Genomic DNA, 15229 nt, shown 5'->3' on the forward strand with positions numbered 1-15229 from the left:
TTCAAGGCGGAATGCATCCCGTCGCGCGTTCAGCGAATGGTGGCTCGTCGGCGCCTGCCAGCAGTTCGGCCAGGCGTGTGCGTGCCTCAGGCGGCAACAGGGCAGGGTCGGCGCCGGCGTCGATCAGCATGGCGGCGACGGGCTTCCTGCCGATGCGTACGGCCTCTTCCAGCACGGTGGCGCCGTTACGTTGACGAGCGTCCAGGTCCGCACCATGCGCGCGCAGCAAGCGCAGGAACTCGACGGCGCGGAGGGACTGCGTATCGCGCATGAATGCGAACAGGGCGGCGATGGGCGCCGTGCCCGGGTACGGGTCGGGGCCGTTGGTGACGGCATTTACCGGCAGGCCCTGGGTGTCGATGAGCCATCGGCCTACCGTCGTTGCGGCGCCGCTTGCGGCAGCCACGAGCAGCGTGTCGTTCTGGTCCAGGGTCTTGCCGCGAATGGCTAGCGGCACGCCGTTAGCAGCCAGGCGCTGCACGGTGTCCAGGCGGTCCAGCGTGGCTGCCGTCCACATGGCCTCGCGCCGCGCGGCGGCATCGCTCACGGGCAGCAGCAGGGTCACGAGCGCGTCGTCGCGTTGCGCCACGGCGATGCTCAGCGTGGAAAGCGAGGGCAGGTACCGGCCTTCGCAGGTGTATAAGTCCCGGGACGGCGCCGTCAGGTTGGCGCTGACCGATGCGCCATGTGCCACGAGGTGGTCCGCGATCTTGGGGGCGCGTGCCAGCGTCGCATCCATCAGCAGGCCTTCGTTCGTCGTGCCTTCGCGGCAAGCCCCTGTGCAGGCTTGCAGTGCCGTGGTCAAGGCCGCGACGTCATCGCCTTGCACCGCATTCCAGATGGCCCGATGTTGCTGCGCGCTGCGGTGGTCCTGCCAGTTGTCCCAGACGGCTTTGCACGCGATAGCGGCAAAGGCGAGGGCGGGCAGGGCCTGGATGAGCAACAGGATGCGTAACCAACGCGGGCGTGCGCCCCTGCGCCATGCGAACAGGTTGCACAGGAACGAGATGGCGTTGCCCAGGCCCAATCCCATCAACCCCAGCGTCAACGCCAGGTTCGGGAACATGCCGCCCGTCGTGTTCGTGACCATGCCCGCGATGGCCGCGATCGCGCCCGCGCATAGGGAAAGGGCCGACAGGGCGGTCAGCAATGGCGTGGAAGTGCGGGTGGGGGGTTGCAGCATGCCCAGGAATGTACTGCATGCTTGCAGTGAGGGCGGAAATGAAAAAAGGGCCCGTAGGCCCTTTTTAATGATCAGCAGAATTTTCTGAAAAACGCTGCAAATCTGAATTTGGAGCGGGAAACGAGTCTCGAACTCGCGACCTCAACCTTGGCAAGGTTGCGCTCTACCAACTGAGCTACTCCCGCGTGGATTCTGAAAAAACGATCCAGAACCTTTTTCTTATGCACTCTGATCAACTTGGTTATCGATCAGAAGGCGCGCATCTTACATGATTTTTTTGAGTTTGTCATGAGCATGATGTTGCTTGAACATCAGGCCCAAACACTCAATCAAGTAATATGAGCGAAGACAGAAACTATAGCATAGCCAGTAGCATCCATGTCAAATCCTGCCCCCTCCAGCGCCGCCCCTGTTGCGTTAATCCCCACTGCCCAAGACCTGACCCGTCTGAATACGCTGGGGTTGGCGTCCCGTGCCGACGCGCTTGTCACATTGGACGACCCTGCGCAATTGCCCGCCTTGTCCAAGCTGGCGCGACAAGCCGACTCCCTCCTGGTACTGGGCGGCGGCAGCAATGTGGTACTGCCCCAGCGGGTGCCGGGCCTGGTTGCGCAGGTGGCTTTCAGGGGCGTGCGCTTGCTGCAGGCGCGGTCTGACGCGTGGTTGGTCGAGGCCGCGGGCGGCGAGAACTGGCACCGCTTCGTGGAAACCTGCGTACACAACGGCTGGGACGGCTTGGAGAACCTGGCGTTGATTCCGGGGATGGTGGGGGCCGCGCCCGTTCAGAATATTGGCGCCTATGGCGTGGAATTCGAAGAGCGCTTCCATAGCCTGACCGCCTGGGATGTGCCGGCGGGGCGGTTGGTTGAAATGTGCGCAGCCGATTGCCGCTTTGCCTACCGCGATAGCGCGTTCAAGCACGACGCGCCGGGCCGCTGGATCATCGTCAGCGTGCGTTTCGCGTTGCCCCGGCCCTGGCAGCCGGTGCTGGGCTACCCCGACCTGCAGCGCCATGCGCGGCTGGCGCAAGGCACGCCCACGGCGCGCGACATTTTCGATGCGGTGTGCGAAATCCGCCGCGCCAAGCTGCCCGACCCCGCCGTCACTGGCAATGCGGGCAGCTTCTTCAAGAATCCCATCGTGGCGGCCAGCGTGCGCGACAGCCTGGTGACGGAGTTTCCGGGGCTCGTGTCCTATGCCCAGCCGGACGGCCGCTACAAGCTGGCCGCAGGTTGGCTGATCGATCAATGCGGCTGGAAGGGGCGGGCATTGGGCGCGGCCGGCGTGCACGACCGGCAGGCGCTGGTGCTGGTGAACCGCGGCGGGGCGACTGCCGCGGACATCATGGGCTTGGCGCACGCGATCCAGCAGGCTGTCGCCGAACGCTATGGCGTCACGCTGGAGCCGGAGCCCGTGGTGGTCTGAACGGCCAACGCTTCGTCTCCGACCGCCTACCGCGAGCGAAAAAAAAGGATCCCGAGGGATCCTTTTTTGTATTTGCAGGACCTTAAAGGCCCAGCACCGATTGCATGTCGTACAAGCCGTTGTGCTTGTCTTCCAGGAAGCGCGCAGCGCGCAGCGCGCCTTCCGCGTAGGTGGCGCGGCTGGCCGAGCGGTGCGTGATTTCGATGCGCTCGCCGATGCCGCAGAACGACACCGTGTGATCGCCCACGATGTCGCCGCCGCGCAGGACCGAGAAGCCGATGGTGCCGGGCTTGCGCACGCCGGTGTCGCCGTGGCGGCTCCAGGTGGCCACGTCCGGCAGGGCAACGTCCCAGGCTGATGCAATGGTCTCGCCCATCTTCAAGGCCGTGCCCGAGGGGGCGTCGACCTTGTTGCGGTGGTGCGCTTCGAACACTTCGACGTCGTAGCCGGAGTTCAGGATGCGCGCAGCCATGTCCAGCAGCTTGAGCGTGGCGTTGACGCCGACGCTCATGTTGGGCGCGAACACGATGGCGATCTTCTGCGCGGCCACGTCGATCGCGGCGCGGCCGTTGTCGTCGAAACCGGTGGTGCCGATCACGGCGCGCGTGCCGTGCTTGACGCAGGCCTGCAAGTGCTCGAGCGTGCCTTCGGGGCGGGTGAAGTCGATCAGGCAGTCGGCCTTGGCCAGCGCGTCGAGGTCGTCGGTGATGAGCACGCCCGTCTGTGGGCCGAGCGGTGCGCCGGCATCCTGGCCCAGGGCGGTGGAGCCCTTGCGGTCCAGCGCAACCGTCAGTTGCAGGCCGGTGGACTTGAGGACGGCATCGATCAGCATCTGGCCCATTCGGCCGCTGGCGCCGGCAATTGCAATACGCATGTAAAAGAATCCTTGGGGGTTAGCGGAGCGGCTCGGGCGAGTTGCCGGGCTGGCCGGGGTACTGGTTCAGCGGGCTGACCGGGGCGGCCGAGTCGCGCTTCTTCTGTTCCACTTCTTCCTTCAGCCGGGCTTCGTCCTGGTCCAGGCGCTTGTCGGCCTTTTCGTCGGCCGTGGGGCTGGGTGTGTTCAGCTGGTAGGGTTGCAGGTCAGGCTGCTTGTCGCCTTCCCAACGGGTCAGCCGGTCGTTTTCGAACCAGACGGTGAACTTGCGTTCGCGGGCTTCGCCGTAGCCGGGCTTGTAGTAGTAGGGGTAGTCCCAGCGATTGGCGTGCAGCACACTGGTCAGCGTGGGGCTGCCCAGCGCGAAGCGCACTTGTTCGCGCGTCATGCCGGGTTGCAGCAGGGCGACCTGTTCCTGGGTGATCCAGTTACCTTGCTGGACGCCAGCCTTGTAGGGGAAGCCCCACTTGTCTCCCGTGCAACCGGCAAGAGCGACGGCCAGGGCGGCAACGGCCAATCCGGTCTTCAGCGAGCGGGAGGGAATTCGTGCAATCATGGACACTACGCGCCCCTATTATTTGGAAGCAGACAAAACCGTTATCATAAAGGTTTCATAAGGATAGTTCCGCGGGGCGGCATGAATTCAGGGGAGCCGGCTCGCGGCGCGCCCCACATCCTTGCCCATGCCAACGCGGACGGAGAGCGATTACACCATGAGCGACCAAAGCGAACTGAAGAACATGGGTTTGAAGGCGACTTTTCCCCGCCTGAAAATTCTTGATATTTTCCGTAAATCCGACCAGCGGCACCTCAGCGCCGAAGACGTCTACCGCGCCTTGATCGGCGAAAACGTCGAAATCGGCCTGGCGACCGTCTACCGCGTGCTGACCCAGTTCGAACAGGCCGGCATTCTTGCTCGTAGCCAGTTCGACAGCGGCAAGGCCGTGTTCGAGCTCAATGACGGCGATCACCACGATCACCTGATCTGCACGAACTGCGGCAAGGTGGTCGAGTTTTCGGATCCGGACATCGAAAAGCGCCAGCAAAAGATCGCCAAGGACAACGGCTTCGCGTTGGAAAGCCACGCGATGGTGCTGTACGGCATCTGCGGCAGCTGCCTAAAAGGCCGCTAAGCCGCCTGCGTTCGTCCCACGGCCTACGGCCGCGCTCGCCGCGGGTTCGTGAGTCTCAAAGCCCCTTCAAGGAGAAGGGGCTTTTTGTTGGGCGGCAAATAAGAACCCCCGGGCACGGCCACGGGGGTTATCCGGAGGCGGACAGCGATCAGGCGGCGGGTTGGCCGAAGCCTTCCAGCATTTCCCGGGCGTGTTCGCGCGTCGTGGCGGTGAGCTTGATCCCGCCCAGCATGCGGGCGATCTCTTCGACACGGGCAGGGGCGTCCAGCTCTTCGATACTGGAGCGCGTAGTGCCGCGCGATTCGGTCTTGCTGACGAGGAACTGGTTGTTACCGCAGGCGGCGACCTGCGGCAGGTGGGTGACGCACAGCACCTGATGGCGTTCGCCCAGTTCGCGCAGCAGTTTGCCGACCGATTCCGCCACCGCGCCGCCGACGCCGCTGTCGACTTCGTCGAAAATCAGCGTGGGCACGCGGGCCGCGCGGCTGGCGATGACGGACAACGCCAGCGAGATGCGCGACAGTTCGCCGCCTGAGGCGACCTTGGCCAGAGGGCGGGGCGTGGTGCCGGCGTGGCCGGCCACCAGGAATTCAACCTGCTCGTTGCCGTGCGCGGACGGTGCGCACGCCGCCAGCGTGGGCTCGAACTTGCCGCCTTGCATGGCCAACGTCTGCATGGCCTGCGTGACCTGTTTGCCCAGGTCTTTCGCGACCTTGCGGCGGGCAGTGGTGAGTTTGGCGGCCACTGCATCGTATTGCACCTGGGCGGCGGAGAATTGGGCGCGCAGGGTATCGATATCGCCCGCGGCCTGCAACGCGGCCAGCTCGGCATGCAGCGAGTCGCGCAATTCGCACAGGGCGTCGGGTTCGACGCGGAACTTGCGGGCGGTCTCGAACACGAGGCCCAGGCGCGACTCCACCTCGGCCAGGCGTTTGGGGTCCAGGTCGACGCGGCTGACGTAGTTGTTCAGGTCGGATACGGCTTCGCTGATCGCGATGCGGGCGGATTCCAGTTCGTCATGCACGCCTTGCAGGCCGGGGTCGTGCCGCAGCATCTGCTGGATGCGGTGGTTGGCCGCCGTGATGCGGTGATGCGCGGAATCGCCCTCGCCGTCCAGCGCTTCCAGGATCTGCGAGGCGCCGTCCAGGAGGGATTGGGAATGCGACAGCCGGGTGTGCTCGGATTGCAGCGAATCCCATTCGTCCACGCCCAGCGCCAACTGGTCCAGTTCTTGAACCTGCCATTGGATACGATCGCGCTCGGTCGCCAGGCTGGCGGCGTCTTTCTCCGCGGCTTCCAGCTGCCGCGCTAGCGCGCGCCATTGCTTCCAGGCCTGGCCGACGGCCTGGCGCAGATCGCCATGGCCGCCGTGGGCGTCGAGCAGGTCGCGTTGGGCATCGGGGCGCATCAGGCTTTGATGGGCATGCTGGCCGTGGATGTCGACCAGGCTGTCGCCCAGTTCGCGCAACTGGGCCACGGTAGCGGGCGTGCCGTTGATATAGGCGCGGCTGCGGCCCTGCGCATCGATGACGCGGCGCAGCGACAGTTCGTCGTCGGCGTCGATCTCGCGTTCGGCCAGCCAGGCGTGCAGCGACTTGGGCGTGTCGAAGACAGCGGTGATGTCGGCGCGGGTCGCGCCTTCGCGCAGCATGCTGGCGTCCCCGCGTTCGCCGAGCGTCAGCGCCAGCGCATCCACCAGAATGGATTTGCCCGCGCCGGTCTCGCCGGAGAAAACGGTGAAGCCGGCGCCGAAATGGATCTCGGTCTGTTCGACGATGACGAAGTCGCGGATATGCAGGGTGCGCAGCATGGCGGGGCGCTAACTACTCTACGTTGTCGGTGGCTTGGGGCATCAGGTTCCAATGCAGCTTGCGGCGCAGGGTGGAAAAGAAGCTGTAGCCCTCGGGGTGCACGAAGCGGATGGTATAGGGCGCGCGCTGCACGACGATGCGGTCGCCCGGTTGCAGGTCCGACCAGGTCTGCATGTCGAAATGCACGCTGGCGCCCACTTCGACCCGGCCCATGGCGGTAAGGGTCATGTTCAGCACGCCGGTGTCGGGGATGACGATAGGGCGGTTCGACAGCGTTTGCGGCGCGACGGGTACCAGCACCATGGCGTTCATGCCGGGGTGCAGGATGGGGCCGTTGGCCGACAGGGCGTACGCGGTGGAACCCGTGGGCGTGGCGATGATCAGGCCGTCGGCGCGCTGCGTGTACATGAAGGCGCCGTCCAGCTCCACCCGCACTTCGATCATGCCGCCGCGTCCGGCGCGGTTCAGCACGACGTCGTTCAAGGCCGACGCGGAATACATCTTCTGGTCGCCGCGCCACACGCTGCCTTCCAGCAGCATGCGCTCTTCGATCTGGAAGCTGCCTTCCAGCACGCGCGCCAGCGCGCCATGCGCGTCTTGCAGCGGAATGTCGGTGATAAAGCCCAGCCGCCCGTGGTTGATGCCGACCAGCGGCACGCCGAAGGGCGCCAGGTGGCGGCCCGCGCCCAGCACGGTGCCGTCGCCGCCCATCACGACGGCCAGCGACGCGCGCTGGCCGATTTCTTCGAGGGTGGCGACGGGGTATTCGGTCAGGCCGGTATTGCGCGCGGTATCGGCATCGATGAGCACGTGCCTGCCCGCTTGCGTCAGCGCGTGCGCAAGAGCTCTCAGCGGTGTGTCCAGGCCGGTGTCCTGGTATCTGCCGATCAGGGCGACGGTAGGAAAGTGCATGGATGCGTGCTTATCGAAAAAGGTAAAGCCAGAAAGCCGAAACCCGCCCGGAGGGGGGGCTGATTAGCCGATTATATGGGGCCGCATATCCGCTTGCGGGACAAAAATCGCCTTAATTGGAAAAGATTCCCTAAAATACCTGTTATGGATGACCGCGCACGCGCACTACTGAAAGCGTTGATAGAACGCTACATCGCCGATGGGCAGCCAGTCGGCTCGCGGACGCTATCGAAAGTCTTCGACTTGTCCCCGGCCACGATCCGCAATGTGATGGCGGACCTGGAAGAGCTGGGGCTGATCCATAGCCCGCATACGTCCGCCGGCCGAGTTCCCACGCCGCGGGGCTATCGCATGTTCGTCGATTCCTTGCTGGCCGTGCAGTCCTATCAGCTGCAACCGCACAACATGGGCGAAATGCTGTCGGCCGCCGAACCCACCCGCGCCGTCAATGCCGCGGCCGCGCTGCTGTCTAACCTGACGCAGTTCGCCGGCGTGGTGCTTACGCCCAAGCGCGCCCAGGTGTTCCGCCAGATCGAATTCATCCGGCTGTCCGACAAGCGGGTGCTGCTGATCATCGTCACGCCCGACGGCGACGTTCAGAACCGCATCCTGTTCGTGCAGCGCGATTACGTCGAAGCCGAATTGCTGGAAGCCGGCAATTTCTTCAACATGCATTTCGCAGGCAAGTCCTTCAATGCGGTGCGCCAGACCTTGTCCACCGAGCTTGCCCAACTGCGCGAAGACATCTCGCGCCTGATGCAGGCAGCGGTGGAGGCCAGCGCCGAAGCTGCCGAAGACGGCGACGCCATGATCATTTCCGGCGAACGAAAACTGCTGGACGTGACGGACATCGCCTCCGACATGGACCGGTTGCGCAAGATGTTCTCGCTGTTCGAAAAGAAGACCGACCTGCTGCAGCTGCTGGACGTGTCCAGCCGCGCGCAGGGGGTGCAGATCTACATCGGCGGCGACTCGCAACTGGTGCCGATGGAAGAAGTGTCGGTCATTACCGCGCCCTACGGCGTGGACGGCAAGGTGGTGGGCACGCTGGGCGTGATCGGTCCCACCCGCATGGCGTACGAGCGCGTCATTCCCATCGTGGACATCACGGCGCGTTTGCTCTCCAACGCCCTCAGCCACAACCAGTAGGTCCATTCAAAGCTACATCCTCCTTGCGGAGGAAGGGGAGTTTTTGTGTTTCTTCGCCTGTTCAAGTACCTGTGGCCTGAACGCTATCTGCCGGAAACCGAGCAGGACGACCCCTTCAACGAAGATCCGCCGCCGCGCGGGCCAGGCAAGGTCGGCGTGCTGCTGGTGAACCTGGGCACCCCGGACACGCCGGACAAGGCCGGTATCAAGAAGTACCTGGGCGAATTCCTGTCCGACCCCCGTGTGATCGAAATCCCCCGCTACCTGTGGAAGCCCATCCTGCACGGGCTGGTGCTGACCTTGCGTCCCAAGAAGCTGGCGCCGCGCTATGCCGGGGTGTGGCTTAAAGAGGGTTCGCCCCTGATGGTCTACAGCCAGCGCCAGGCCGATGGCGTGCGCGCGGCTCTGCACGCGGCGGGCATCGATGCGGTGGTGGAACTGGGCATGCGCTACGGCAACCCGTCGATCCCCGACGCGATCACGCGCCTGCGGGCTGCGGGCTGCGAGCGCATCCTGACCGTGCCGCTGTATCCGCAGTACGCCGCCAGCACCACGGCCACCGTGGTCGACGCGGTGACCCGTCACGCTGCCCGTCTGCGCGACCAGCCCGAACTGCGCTTCACCAAGCGCTTTCATGAAGACCCAGCCTGGCTGGACCCGCTGGCCGCGCGCATCGAAGCCTTTTGGCGCGAACATGGCAAGCCGCAGAAGCTGGTGATGAGCTTTCACGGCCTGCCGCGCTATTCGATCGAGCTGGGCGACCCTTATTACCGGGATTGCATGGAATCGGCGCGCCTGTTGTCGCAACGGCTGTCCTTACCCCGAGAACAGATCGAAGTGACGTTCCAGAGCCGCTTCGGCACCGCCCGCTGGCTGGAGCCCTACACCGAACCCACCCTCAAGGCGCTGGCGGCCTCGGGGGTGACGGAGGTGGATGTGGTGTGTCCGGGATTTGTGGCAGACTGTCTGGAAACCCTGGAAGAGATCAGCCTGGAATGCCGCGACGCGTTTGTCGAGGCAGGCGGCAAGCAATTCCGCTACATCCCCGCCCTGAACGACGATCCGGCCTGGATCGCCGGCCTGGCCGGCATGGTGGAACGGAACTTGCAGGGCTGGCCGCTGACATCCCGGGCCCCCACGGACTTGAAGGAGAAGGCGCATGCACCATGATCCCAAGAGCGGCAAGGCAGTGAAAAAGGGGACGGTTTCAACCCCTGTTGATGAGGATCAGGTCGAGCACGATCTGGACGAAGCCCTGGCCGAGACCTTTCCGGCCAGCGATCCCATCGCGATCCGGTCCGAACCGGATGACGACGACGCGCACGTCGACCGCGCGCTGAAAGAAAGCTTCCCCGCCAGCGACCCCGTCGCGCCGGCGCAGCCCCACAAGAAGTAAGCGGTCGCTCCGCCCGGGACCCGGGCGGGCGCCGTCAGGGAATATTTCGCTTTCCCGGGCTTGAAATAGGGGTATTGGCCCCCATTCATGTCTGCGAAAGCCATTCTTTTTGGAGGATTCCCCATGACGGCACCCCACGAGCCTGTAGATCAGACGCCCGAAGTCGGCCAGAACGCCGACGCGGCCCCCGCCGCCCAGGACGCCGCGCAGGCCGAGCTGAACGAGTTGCGCGCCCAACTGGACGCCGCCCAGGCTACCGTCAATGAGCAGCACGACCAGCTTCTGCGTGTGCACGCCGAAGCCGAGAACGTGCGCCGCCGCGCCCAGGAAGAAGTGTCCAAGGCGCGCAAATTCGGCATCGAGTCGTTCGCCGAAAGCCTGGTTCCGGTCAAGGACAGCCTGGAAGCCGCATTGGCCCAGCCCGACCAGACCGTTGAAACGTTGCGTGAAGGCGTTGAAGTCACCCTGAAGCAATTGGCCGCGGCCTTCGAGCGCAACCTGCTCAAGGAAATCGCGCCGGCCCAGGGCGACAAGTTCGATCCGCACCTGCATCAAGCTATCTCGTCGATTCCCAACGCGCAGCCCGCCAACACCGTGTTGCAGTTGCTGCAGAAGGGCTACGCCATCGCCGACCGGACCCTGCGCCCGGCGCTGGTGGTGGTGTCCGCGGGCCAAGGCTGATAGCGGCTCTGCGCACCATGACCGATCCCCGTTTCGATCCGGCTCAGGTCTTCGAGGTGTTCGGCATGCGTCGTGTCGACACCGCTGGATTCGATGCCGCCGTGGTCCAGGCGCCGGGGTCGGATTTGCGCTGCGTGTTCCTGTGGGGCCAGGATTGCTATAACTGCAATCTTTTCAAGCAGGCGGCGTTGCTGCACCAAGAGACGTTGCTGGGCCTGGGCCTGACCTGGTTCGAGGCCGACGTCTACGCCGACGAGCCCCTGGGCCGCCGTTTTTCCCTGCATGGCGTCCCCACTTTTGTGCTGTACCGGGCCGGAAAGCGGCTTGGACGCATCACCGGCTGGCCCGGATTGCCCCAGTTCACCGCGGCAATCCAGCGGTTGCAGGACCGGGGTGCGGAAAATTCCGCCCAGGCGTCTTGAAAAACCCTGCGAGTAGCCCCAGTTATGTGGGGACAAGAAGTTTCCCTCTATTTTCATAGATTTAATTCAAGGTACCCACCATGAGCAAGATTATTGGCATTGACCTGGGCACGACCAACAGCTGCGTGGCTGTCATGGACGGCGGGCAGGTCAAAATCATTGAAAACGCGGAAGGCGCTCGCACCACTCCCTCGATCGTCGCCTACATGGACGACGGCGAGACCCTGGTCGGCGCGCCCGCCAAGCGCCAGGCCGTGACCAACCCGCGCAACACCCTGTATGCGGTGAAGCGCCTGATCGGCCGCAAGTTCGAAGAAAAGGCGGTGCAGAAGGACATCAACCTGATGCCCTACACCATCGCCCGCGCCGACAACGGCGACGCCTGGGTGGAAGTGCGTGGCAAGAAGATGGCGCCTCCCCAAGTGTCGGCCGACGTGCTGCGCAAGATGAAGAAGACCGCCGAGGACTACCTGGGCGAAGAAGTGACCGAGGCCGTCATCACCGTGCCCGCCTACTTCAACGACAGCCAGCGCCAAGCCACCAAGGACGCTGGCCGAATCGCCGGTCTGGAAGTCAAGCGCATCATCAACGAACCCACCGCTGCCGCGCTGGCGTTCGGCCTGGACAAGACCGAAAAGGGCGACCGCAAGATCGCCGTGTATGACTTGGGTGGCGGCACGTTTGACGTGTCCATCATCGAAATCGCCGACGTGGACGGCGAAAAGCAGTTCGAAGTGCTGTCGACCAACGGCGACACCTTCCTGGGCGGCGAAGACTTCGACCAGCGCATCATCGACTACATCATTGCCGAGTTCAAGAAGGAACAAGGCGTTGACCTGTCCAAGGACGTGCTGGCGCTGCAACGCCTGAAGGAAGCCGCTGAAAAGGCCAAGATCGAACTGTCGTCCGCTCAGCAGACCGAAATCAACCTGCCGTACATCACGGCGGATGCCTCGGGTCCGAAGCACTTGAACCTGAAAATCACGCGCGCCAAGCTGGAAGCGCTGGTCGAAGAACTGATCGAACGCACGATCGAGCCCTGCCGCGTCGCCATCAAGGACGCCGGCGTGAAGGTTTCCGACATCGACGACGTGATCCTGGTCGGCGGCATGACCCGCATGCCCAAGGTTCAGGAAAAGGTGAAGGAATTCTTCGGCAAGGAGCCGCGTAAGGACGTGAACCCCGATGAAGCCGTCGCCGCTGGCGCCGCCATCCAAGGTTCCGTGCTGTCGGGCGACCGCAAGGACGTGCTGCTGCTGGACGTGACGCCTCTGTCGCTGGGTATCGAAACCCTGGGCGGCGTGATGACGAAGATGATCCAGAAGAACACGACGATCCCGACCCGGTTCTCGCAGACCTTCTCGACCGCTGACGACAACCAGCCGGCCGTGACGATCAAGGTGTTCCAGGGCGAGCGCGAAATCGCTGCGGGCAATAAGGCCCTGGGCGAGTTCAACCTTGAAGGGATTCCGCCGTCGCCGCGCGGCATGCCGCAGATCGAAGTCACGTTCGACATCGACGCCAACGGCATCCTGCACGTGTCCGCCAAGGACAAGGGCACCGGCAAGGAAAACAAGATCACCATCAAGGCCAACTCGGGTCTGTCGGAAGACGAGATCCAGCGCATGGTCAAGGATGCCGAGGCCAACGCCGAGGAAGATCACCGCGTTGCCGAGCTGGCCCAGTCGCGCAACCAGGCTGACGCGCTGGTGCACGCCACCCGCAAGTCGTTGACCGAGTACGGCGACAAGCTCGAGGCTTCCGAAAAGGAAAGCATTGAAGCCGCCATCAAGGACCTGGAAGACACGCTGAAGGAAGGCGACAAGGCCGCGATCGACGCCAAGGTGGAAGCCCTGTCGACCGCATCGCAGAAGCTGGGCGAGAAGATGTACGCCGACATGCAGGCGCAACAAGCCGCCGGCCAGCAACAAGCGGCCGACAACGCGAAGCCGGTGGACGACAACGTCGTCGACGCCGACTTCAAGGAAGTCAAGCGCGACCAATAATGGCCGGGCGCTGACCAGCCTCTGCCGCCCGGTAGCCGGAGAAATCCGCCTACCGGGCGAACTCATTCTGTAGCACTGAAAAGATGGCTCGTTTTTGAGCCCACGGATCATGGCAAAACGCGACTATTACGAAGTTCTGGGCGTAGCGAAAAACGCCTCGGACGACGAACTCAAGAAGGCCTATCGAAAGCTGGCCATGAAGTACCATCCGGACCGTAATCCGGACAGCAAAGAAGCCGAAGAGAAGTTCAAGGAAGCCAAGGAAGCCTACGAGGTCCTGGGGGATGAACAGAAGCGCGCCGCGTATGACCGCTATGGCCATGCGGGCGTCGACCCCAACTCCGCCGGCATGGGCGGGGCGGGCATGGGCGGCGGCTTTGCCGACGCCTTCGGCGATATCTTCGGCGAAATCTTCGGTGGCGGCGGCGGTGGTGGCCGTCGTGGCGGCGGCCCGCAGGTGTATCGCGGCGCCGACCTGAAGTACGCGCTGGAAATCACGCTGGAACAGGCCGCAGCCGGTTTCGACACCGAAATCCGCGTACCCAGCTGGGAAAACTGCGACACCTGCCACGGCTCCGGTGCCAAGGTCGGCACCTCGCCCAAGACCTGCCGCACCTGCGGCGGTTCGGGCGCCGTGCGCATGCAACAAGGCTTTTTCAGCGTGCAGCAGACCTGCCCGACCTGCCACGGCAACGGTAAGGAAATCACGGATCCGTGCCCGTCCTGCGACGGCGTGGGCCGTATCCGCCGCAACAAGACCCTGCAGGTCAAGATTCCGGCCGGTATCGACGACGGCATGCGCATCCGCTCCAGCGGCAATGGCGAACCGGGTATCAACGGCGGCCCTCCGGGCGACCTGTATGTGGAAATCCACATCAAGCAGCACAAGATCTTCCAGCGTGACGGCGACGATCTGCACTGCGAGCTGACCATCCCGTTCACCACGGCGGCACTGGGCGGCGAGCTTCAGGTGCCCACGCTGGGCGGCAAAGCCGAGATCTCGATTCCCGAAGGCACGCAGTCGGGCAAGACCTTCCGCCTGCGCGGCAAGGGCATCCGCGGCGTGCGGGGCAGCTATCCGGGTGACCTGTACTGCCACGTTGTCGTGGAAACGCCGGTGCGCCTGAGCGAAGACCAGAAGAGCATCCTGCGCCAGTTCGAGACCTCGCTGAACGACGGGGGCGACCGCCACTCGCCACAAAGCAAGTCCTGGACGGACCGCGTGAAGGAATTCTTCAGCTGAATCGCTTGATGCATGAAAAAGCCGCGAACCTGTGTCGCGGCTTTTTTTTGGCTGTCGATCGTGGAGTCGGGGCTGATGAGGCGTGCGACCCGCGGCGGATTTCTTTGGCCAGGATTCGCGTTTCAGCCTTCCCACGCAATAAAAAGGCCGCGGCTGTGACGCCGCGGCCGTACTGCAGGTGCTGCTACTGCTAGGTGTTGCCACTACTACTACTTGTGTTGCGACTGCTAGGTGCTGCGACTGCTCAGTACTGCTTCTGCTACATCTACTGCTGGATACTGCTTTACTGCCAGGTACTGCTCTACTGCTTAGGTACTGCTTTGGTACTACTCAGGCACTGCTACTGCGGTTGCCGCTGTACCGAAAAAACCGGCCCCAAGCCATGATGCCGCCTGAGGCCGGCCGGGCTACAGCAAGCAGCTCACCGGGTGATCGGCGGATATTCGAGTTCGCCGAACGTGTATTGGCCGCTGGCCTTGGCTTGGGCCAGATCCTGCTGGACTTCGGCGCGCGTCTTGACGGCGGCGGGCGCTGCGGCGACGGGCGGGTATTGCAGTTCGCCGAACGTGTACTGGCCGCTGACCTTGGCTTGCTGCAGCTGGGCTTGCACTTCTTGCGAGCTCAGGCTGGCGCCTTGCGGCAGGGCGGGCGGGTAGTCCAGTTCACCGAAGGTGTATTGGCCGGTAGCCTTGGCTTGTTGCAGTTCGGTCGCGACTTGGGCGCTGGTCTTGCCTTGTTCAACGCCGGCGGCTTGGGCGCCAACGCCAACCAGGGCCAGGGATAGCAGCAGGGTGGTGGTTAGGGTTTTCATGGTAGACCTCCAATCTTGTCAGTGGGGACCGAATCCGGCGGCCCTCCGTCGTGGTTCGTTGTTTGTTCCCGATGACTGAATTCTGCGCGTTATCCCACCTGGGATAAACCCGTATTCCCTGAAAACATCTTTCCAAATAACCGAGTAATAGATCGGTTATGCAGAAATCTCCCCGCCCATGGC

15 protein-coding genes and 1 tRNA gene are annotated in these 15229 nt (G+C 63.8%); 9 read left to right on the forward strand and 7 right to left on the reverse strand.

Annotated elements, in window-relative coordinates; genetic code table 11:
* Window position 1: 1 nt before the first annotated feature.
* Together CEY09_RS04815 and CEY09_RS04820 are read right to left on the reverse strand one after the other, a co-directional pair.
* The gene (locus tag CEY09_RS04815; protein WP_088587763.1) at window positions 2-1183 is read right to left on the reverse strand and encodes an ankyrin repeat domain-containing protein; all 1182 of its coding nucleotides are present in this window, start codon (window positions 1181-1183) and stop codon (window positions 2-4) included.
* Between the two features lie 109 nt (window positions 1184-1292).
* A tRNA-Gly gene (locus CEY09_RS04820) sits at window positions 1293-1368 on the reverse strand.
* 193 nt (window positions 1369-1561) lie between these two features.
* Between CEY09_RS04820 and murB the strand changes: the two genes are divergently transcribed.
* A complete protein-coding gene (gene murB / locus CEY09_RS04825; protein ID WP_088587764.1) occupies window positions 1562-2608 on the forward strand; it encodes a UDP-N-acetylmuramate dehydrogenase in 1047 nt (348 codons plus the stop codon).
* An 82-nt stretch (window positions 2609-2690) separates the two neighbouring features.
* Here murB and dapB read toward each other — a convergent pair whose 3' ends face one another.
* Together dapB and CEY09_RS04835 are read right to left on the reverse strand one after the other, a co-directional pair.
* Window positions 2691-3482: a 4-hydroxy-tetrahydrodipicolinate reductase gene (gene dapB / locus CEY09_RS04830; RefSeq protein ID WP_088587765.1), complete on the reverse strand. Its 792-nt coding sequence runs from the start codon at window positions 3480-3482 to the stop codon at window positions 2691-2693.
* Window positions 3483-3501: 19 nt separating this feature from the next.
* Window positions 3502-4038, reverse strand: coding sequence for an outer membrane protein assembly factor BamE (locus CEY09_RS04835; RefSeq protein ID WP_088587766.1), 537 nt, complete (start codon window positions 4036-4038; stop codon window positions 3502-3504).
* Window positions 4039-4195: 157 nt separating this feature from the next.
* Between CEY09_RS04835 and fur the strand changes: the two genes are divergently transcribed.
* Window positions 4196-4615, forward strand: a complete 420-nt coding sequence (fur, locus tag CEY09_RS04840) for a ferric iron uptake transcriptional regulator (protein WP_006223539.1) — start codon at window positions 4196-4198, stop codon at window positions 4613-4615.
* A 148-nt stretch (window positions 4616-4763) separates the two neighbouring features.
* Here fur and recN read toward each other — a convergent pair whose 3' ends face one another.
* Window positions 4764-6425, reverse strand: a complete 1662-nt coding sequence (recN, locus tag CEY09_RS04845) for a DNA repair protein RecN (protein WP_088587767.1) — start codon at window positions 6423-6425, stop codon at window positions 4764-4766.
* Between the two features lie 13 nt (window positions 6426-6438).
* Entirely contained in the window at window positions 6439-7338 is a 900-nt protein-coding gene (locus CEY09_RS04850; RefSeq protein WP_006223541.1) for an NAD kinase, read from the reverse strand.
* 144 nt (window positions 7339-7482) lie between these two features.
* Here CEY09_RS04850 and hrcA point away from each other — a divergent pair, with 144 nt between their 5' ends.
* The 7 genes from hrcA to dnaJ all read left to right on the forward strand — a co-directional run bounded on the left by hrcA (window position 7483) and on the right by dnaJ (window position 14235).
* Window positions 7483-8487, forward strand: a complete 1005-nt coding sequence (gene hrcA / locus CEY09_RS04855) for a heat-inducible transcriptional repressor HrcA (RefSeq protein ID WP_006223542.1) — start codon at window positions 7483-7485, stop codon at window positions 8485-8487.
* Window positions 8488-8532: 45 nt separating this feature from the next.
* Window positions 8533-9657, forward strand: a complete 1125-nt coding sequence (gene hemH / locus CEY09_RS04860; RefSeq protein WP_088587768.1) for a ferrochelatase — start codon at window positions 8533-8535, stop codon at window positions 9655-9657.
* The gene (locus tag CEY09_RS04865; RefSeq protein ID WP_006223544.1) at window positions 9647-9883 is read left to right on the forward strand and encodes a hypothetical protein; all 237 of its coding nucleotides are present in this window, start codon (window positions 9647-9649) and stop codon (window positions 9881-9883) included. The genes hemH and CEY09_RS04865 overlap by 11 nt, the downstream gene beginning before the upstream one ends.
* A 123-nt stretch (window positions 9884-10006) precedes the next feature.
* Window positions 10007-10564: a nucleotide exchange factor GrpE gene (gene grpE, locus CEY09_RS04870; RefSeq protein ID WP_088587769.1), complete on the forward strand. Its 558-nt coding sequence runs from the start codon at window positions 10007-10009 to the stop codon at window positions 10562-10564.
* Between the two features lie 17 nt (window positions 10565-10581).
* Window positions 10582-10986, forward strand: a complete 405-nt coding sequence (locus tag CEY09_RS04875) for a thioredoxin family protein (protein ID WP_088587770.1) — start codon at window positions 10582-10584, stop codon at window positions 10984-10986.
* Window positions 10987-11066: 80 nt separating this feature from the next.
* On the forward strand, window positions 11067-12992 hold the full coding sequence (gene dnaK, locus CEY09_RS04880) for a molecular chaperone DnaK (protein WP_088587771.1): 1926 nt from the start codon (window positions 11067-11069) through the stop codon (window positions 12990-12992).
* Between the two features lie 109 nt (window positions 12993-13101).
* Entirely contained in the window at window positions 13102-14235 is a 1134-nt protein-coding gene (gene dnaJ, locus CEY09_RS04885) for a molecular chaperone DnaJ (RefSeq protein WP_006223549.1), read from the forward strand.
* A 421-nt stretch (window positions 14236-14656) separates the two neighbouring features.
* Here the strand turns inward: dnaJ and CEY09_RS04890 are convergent, their stop codons facing one another.
* Window positions 14657-15046, reverse strand: coding sequence for a DUF4148 domain-containing protein (locus CEY09_RS04890; protein WP_088587772.1), 390 nt, complete (start codon window positions 15044-15046; stop codon window positions 14657-14659).
* Window positions 15047-15229 lie beyond the last annotated feature (183 nt).

This window comes from Achromobacter marplatensis, assembly GCF_002209535.1.
Taxonomy (GTDB): Bacteria; Pseudomonadota; Gammaproteobacteria; order Burkholderiales; family Burkholderiaceae_B; genus Achromobacter; species Achromobacter marplatensis.

Excerpts from the sequence above, each read along its gene's own strand:
- CEY09_RS04815 (WP_088587763.1), bottom strand. The coding sequence starts at position 1,183 with ATGCTGCAACCCCCCACCCGCACTTCCACGCCATTGCTGACCGCCCTG.
- murB (WP_088587764.1), top strand. The coding sequence starts at position 1,562 with ATGTCAAATCCTGCCCCCTCCAGCGCCGCCCCTGTTGCGTTAATCCCC.
- dapB (WP_088587765.1), bottom strand. The coding sequence starts at position 3,482 with ATGCGTATTGCAATTGCCGGCGCCAGCGGCCGAATGGGCCAGATGCTG.
- CEY09_RS04835 (WP_088587766.1), bottom strand. The coding sequence starts at position 4,038 with ATGATTGCACGAATTCCCTCCCGCTCGCTGAAGACCGGATTGGCCGTT.
- fur (WP_006223539.1), top strand. The coding sequence starts at position 4,196 with ATGAGCGACCAAAGCGAACTGAAGAACATGGGTTTGAAGGCGACTTTT.
- recN (WP_088587767.1), bottom strand. The coding sequence starts at position 6,425 with ATGCTGCGCACCCTGCATATCCGCGACTTCGTCATCGTCGAACAGACC.
- CEY09_RS04850 (WP_006223541.1), bottom strand. The coding sequence starts at position 7,338 with ATGCACTTTCCTACCGTCGCCCTGATCGGCAGATACCAGGACACCGGC.
- hrcA (WP_006223542.1), top strand. The coding sequence starts at position 7,483 with ATGGATGACCGCGCACGCGCACTACTGAAAGCGTTGATAGAACGCTAC.
- CEY09_RS04865 (WP_006223544.1), top strand. The coding sequence starts at position 9,647 with ATGCACCATGATCCCAAGAGCGGCAAGGCAGTGAAAAAGGGGACGGTT.
- grpE (WP_088587769.1), top strand. The coding sequence starts at position 10,007 with ATGACGGCACCCCACGAGCCTGTAGATCAGACGCCCGAAGTCGGCCAG.
- CEY09_RS04875 (WP_088587770.1), top strand. The coding sequence starts at position 10,582 with ATGACCGATCCCCGTTTCGATCCGGCTCAGGTCTTCGAGGTGTTCGGC.
- dnaK (WP_088587771.1), top strand. The coding sequence starts at position 11,067 with ATGAGCAAGATTATTGGCATTGACCTGGGCACGACCAACAGCTGCGTG.
- dnaJ (WP_006223549.1), top strand. The coding sequence starts at position 13,102 with ATGGCAAAACGCGACTATTACGAAGTTCTGGGCGTAGCGAAAAACGCC.
- CEY09_RS04890 (WP_088587772.1), bottom strand. The coding sequence starts at position 15,046 with ATGAAAACCCTAACCACCACCCTGCTGCTATCCCTGGCCCTGGTTGGC.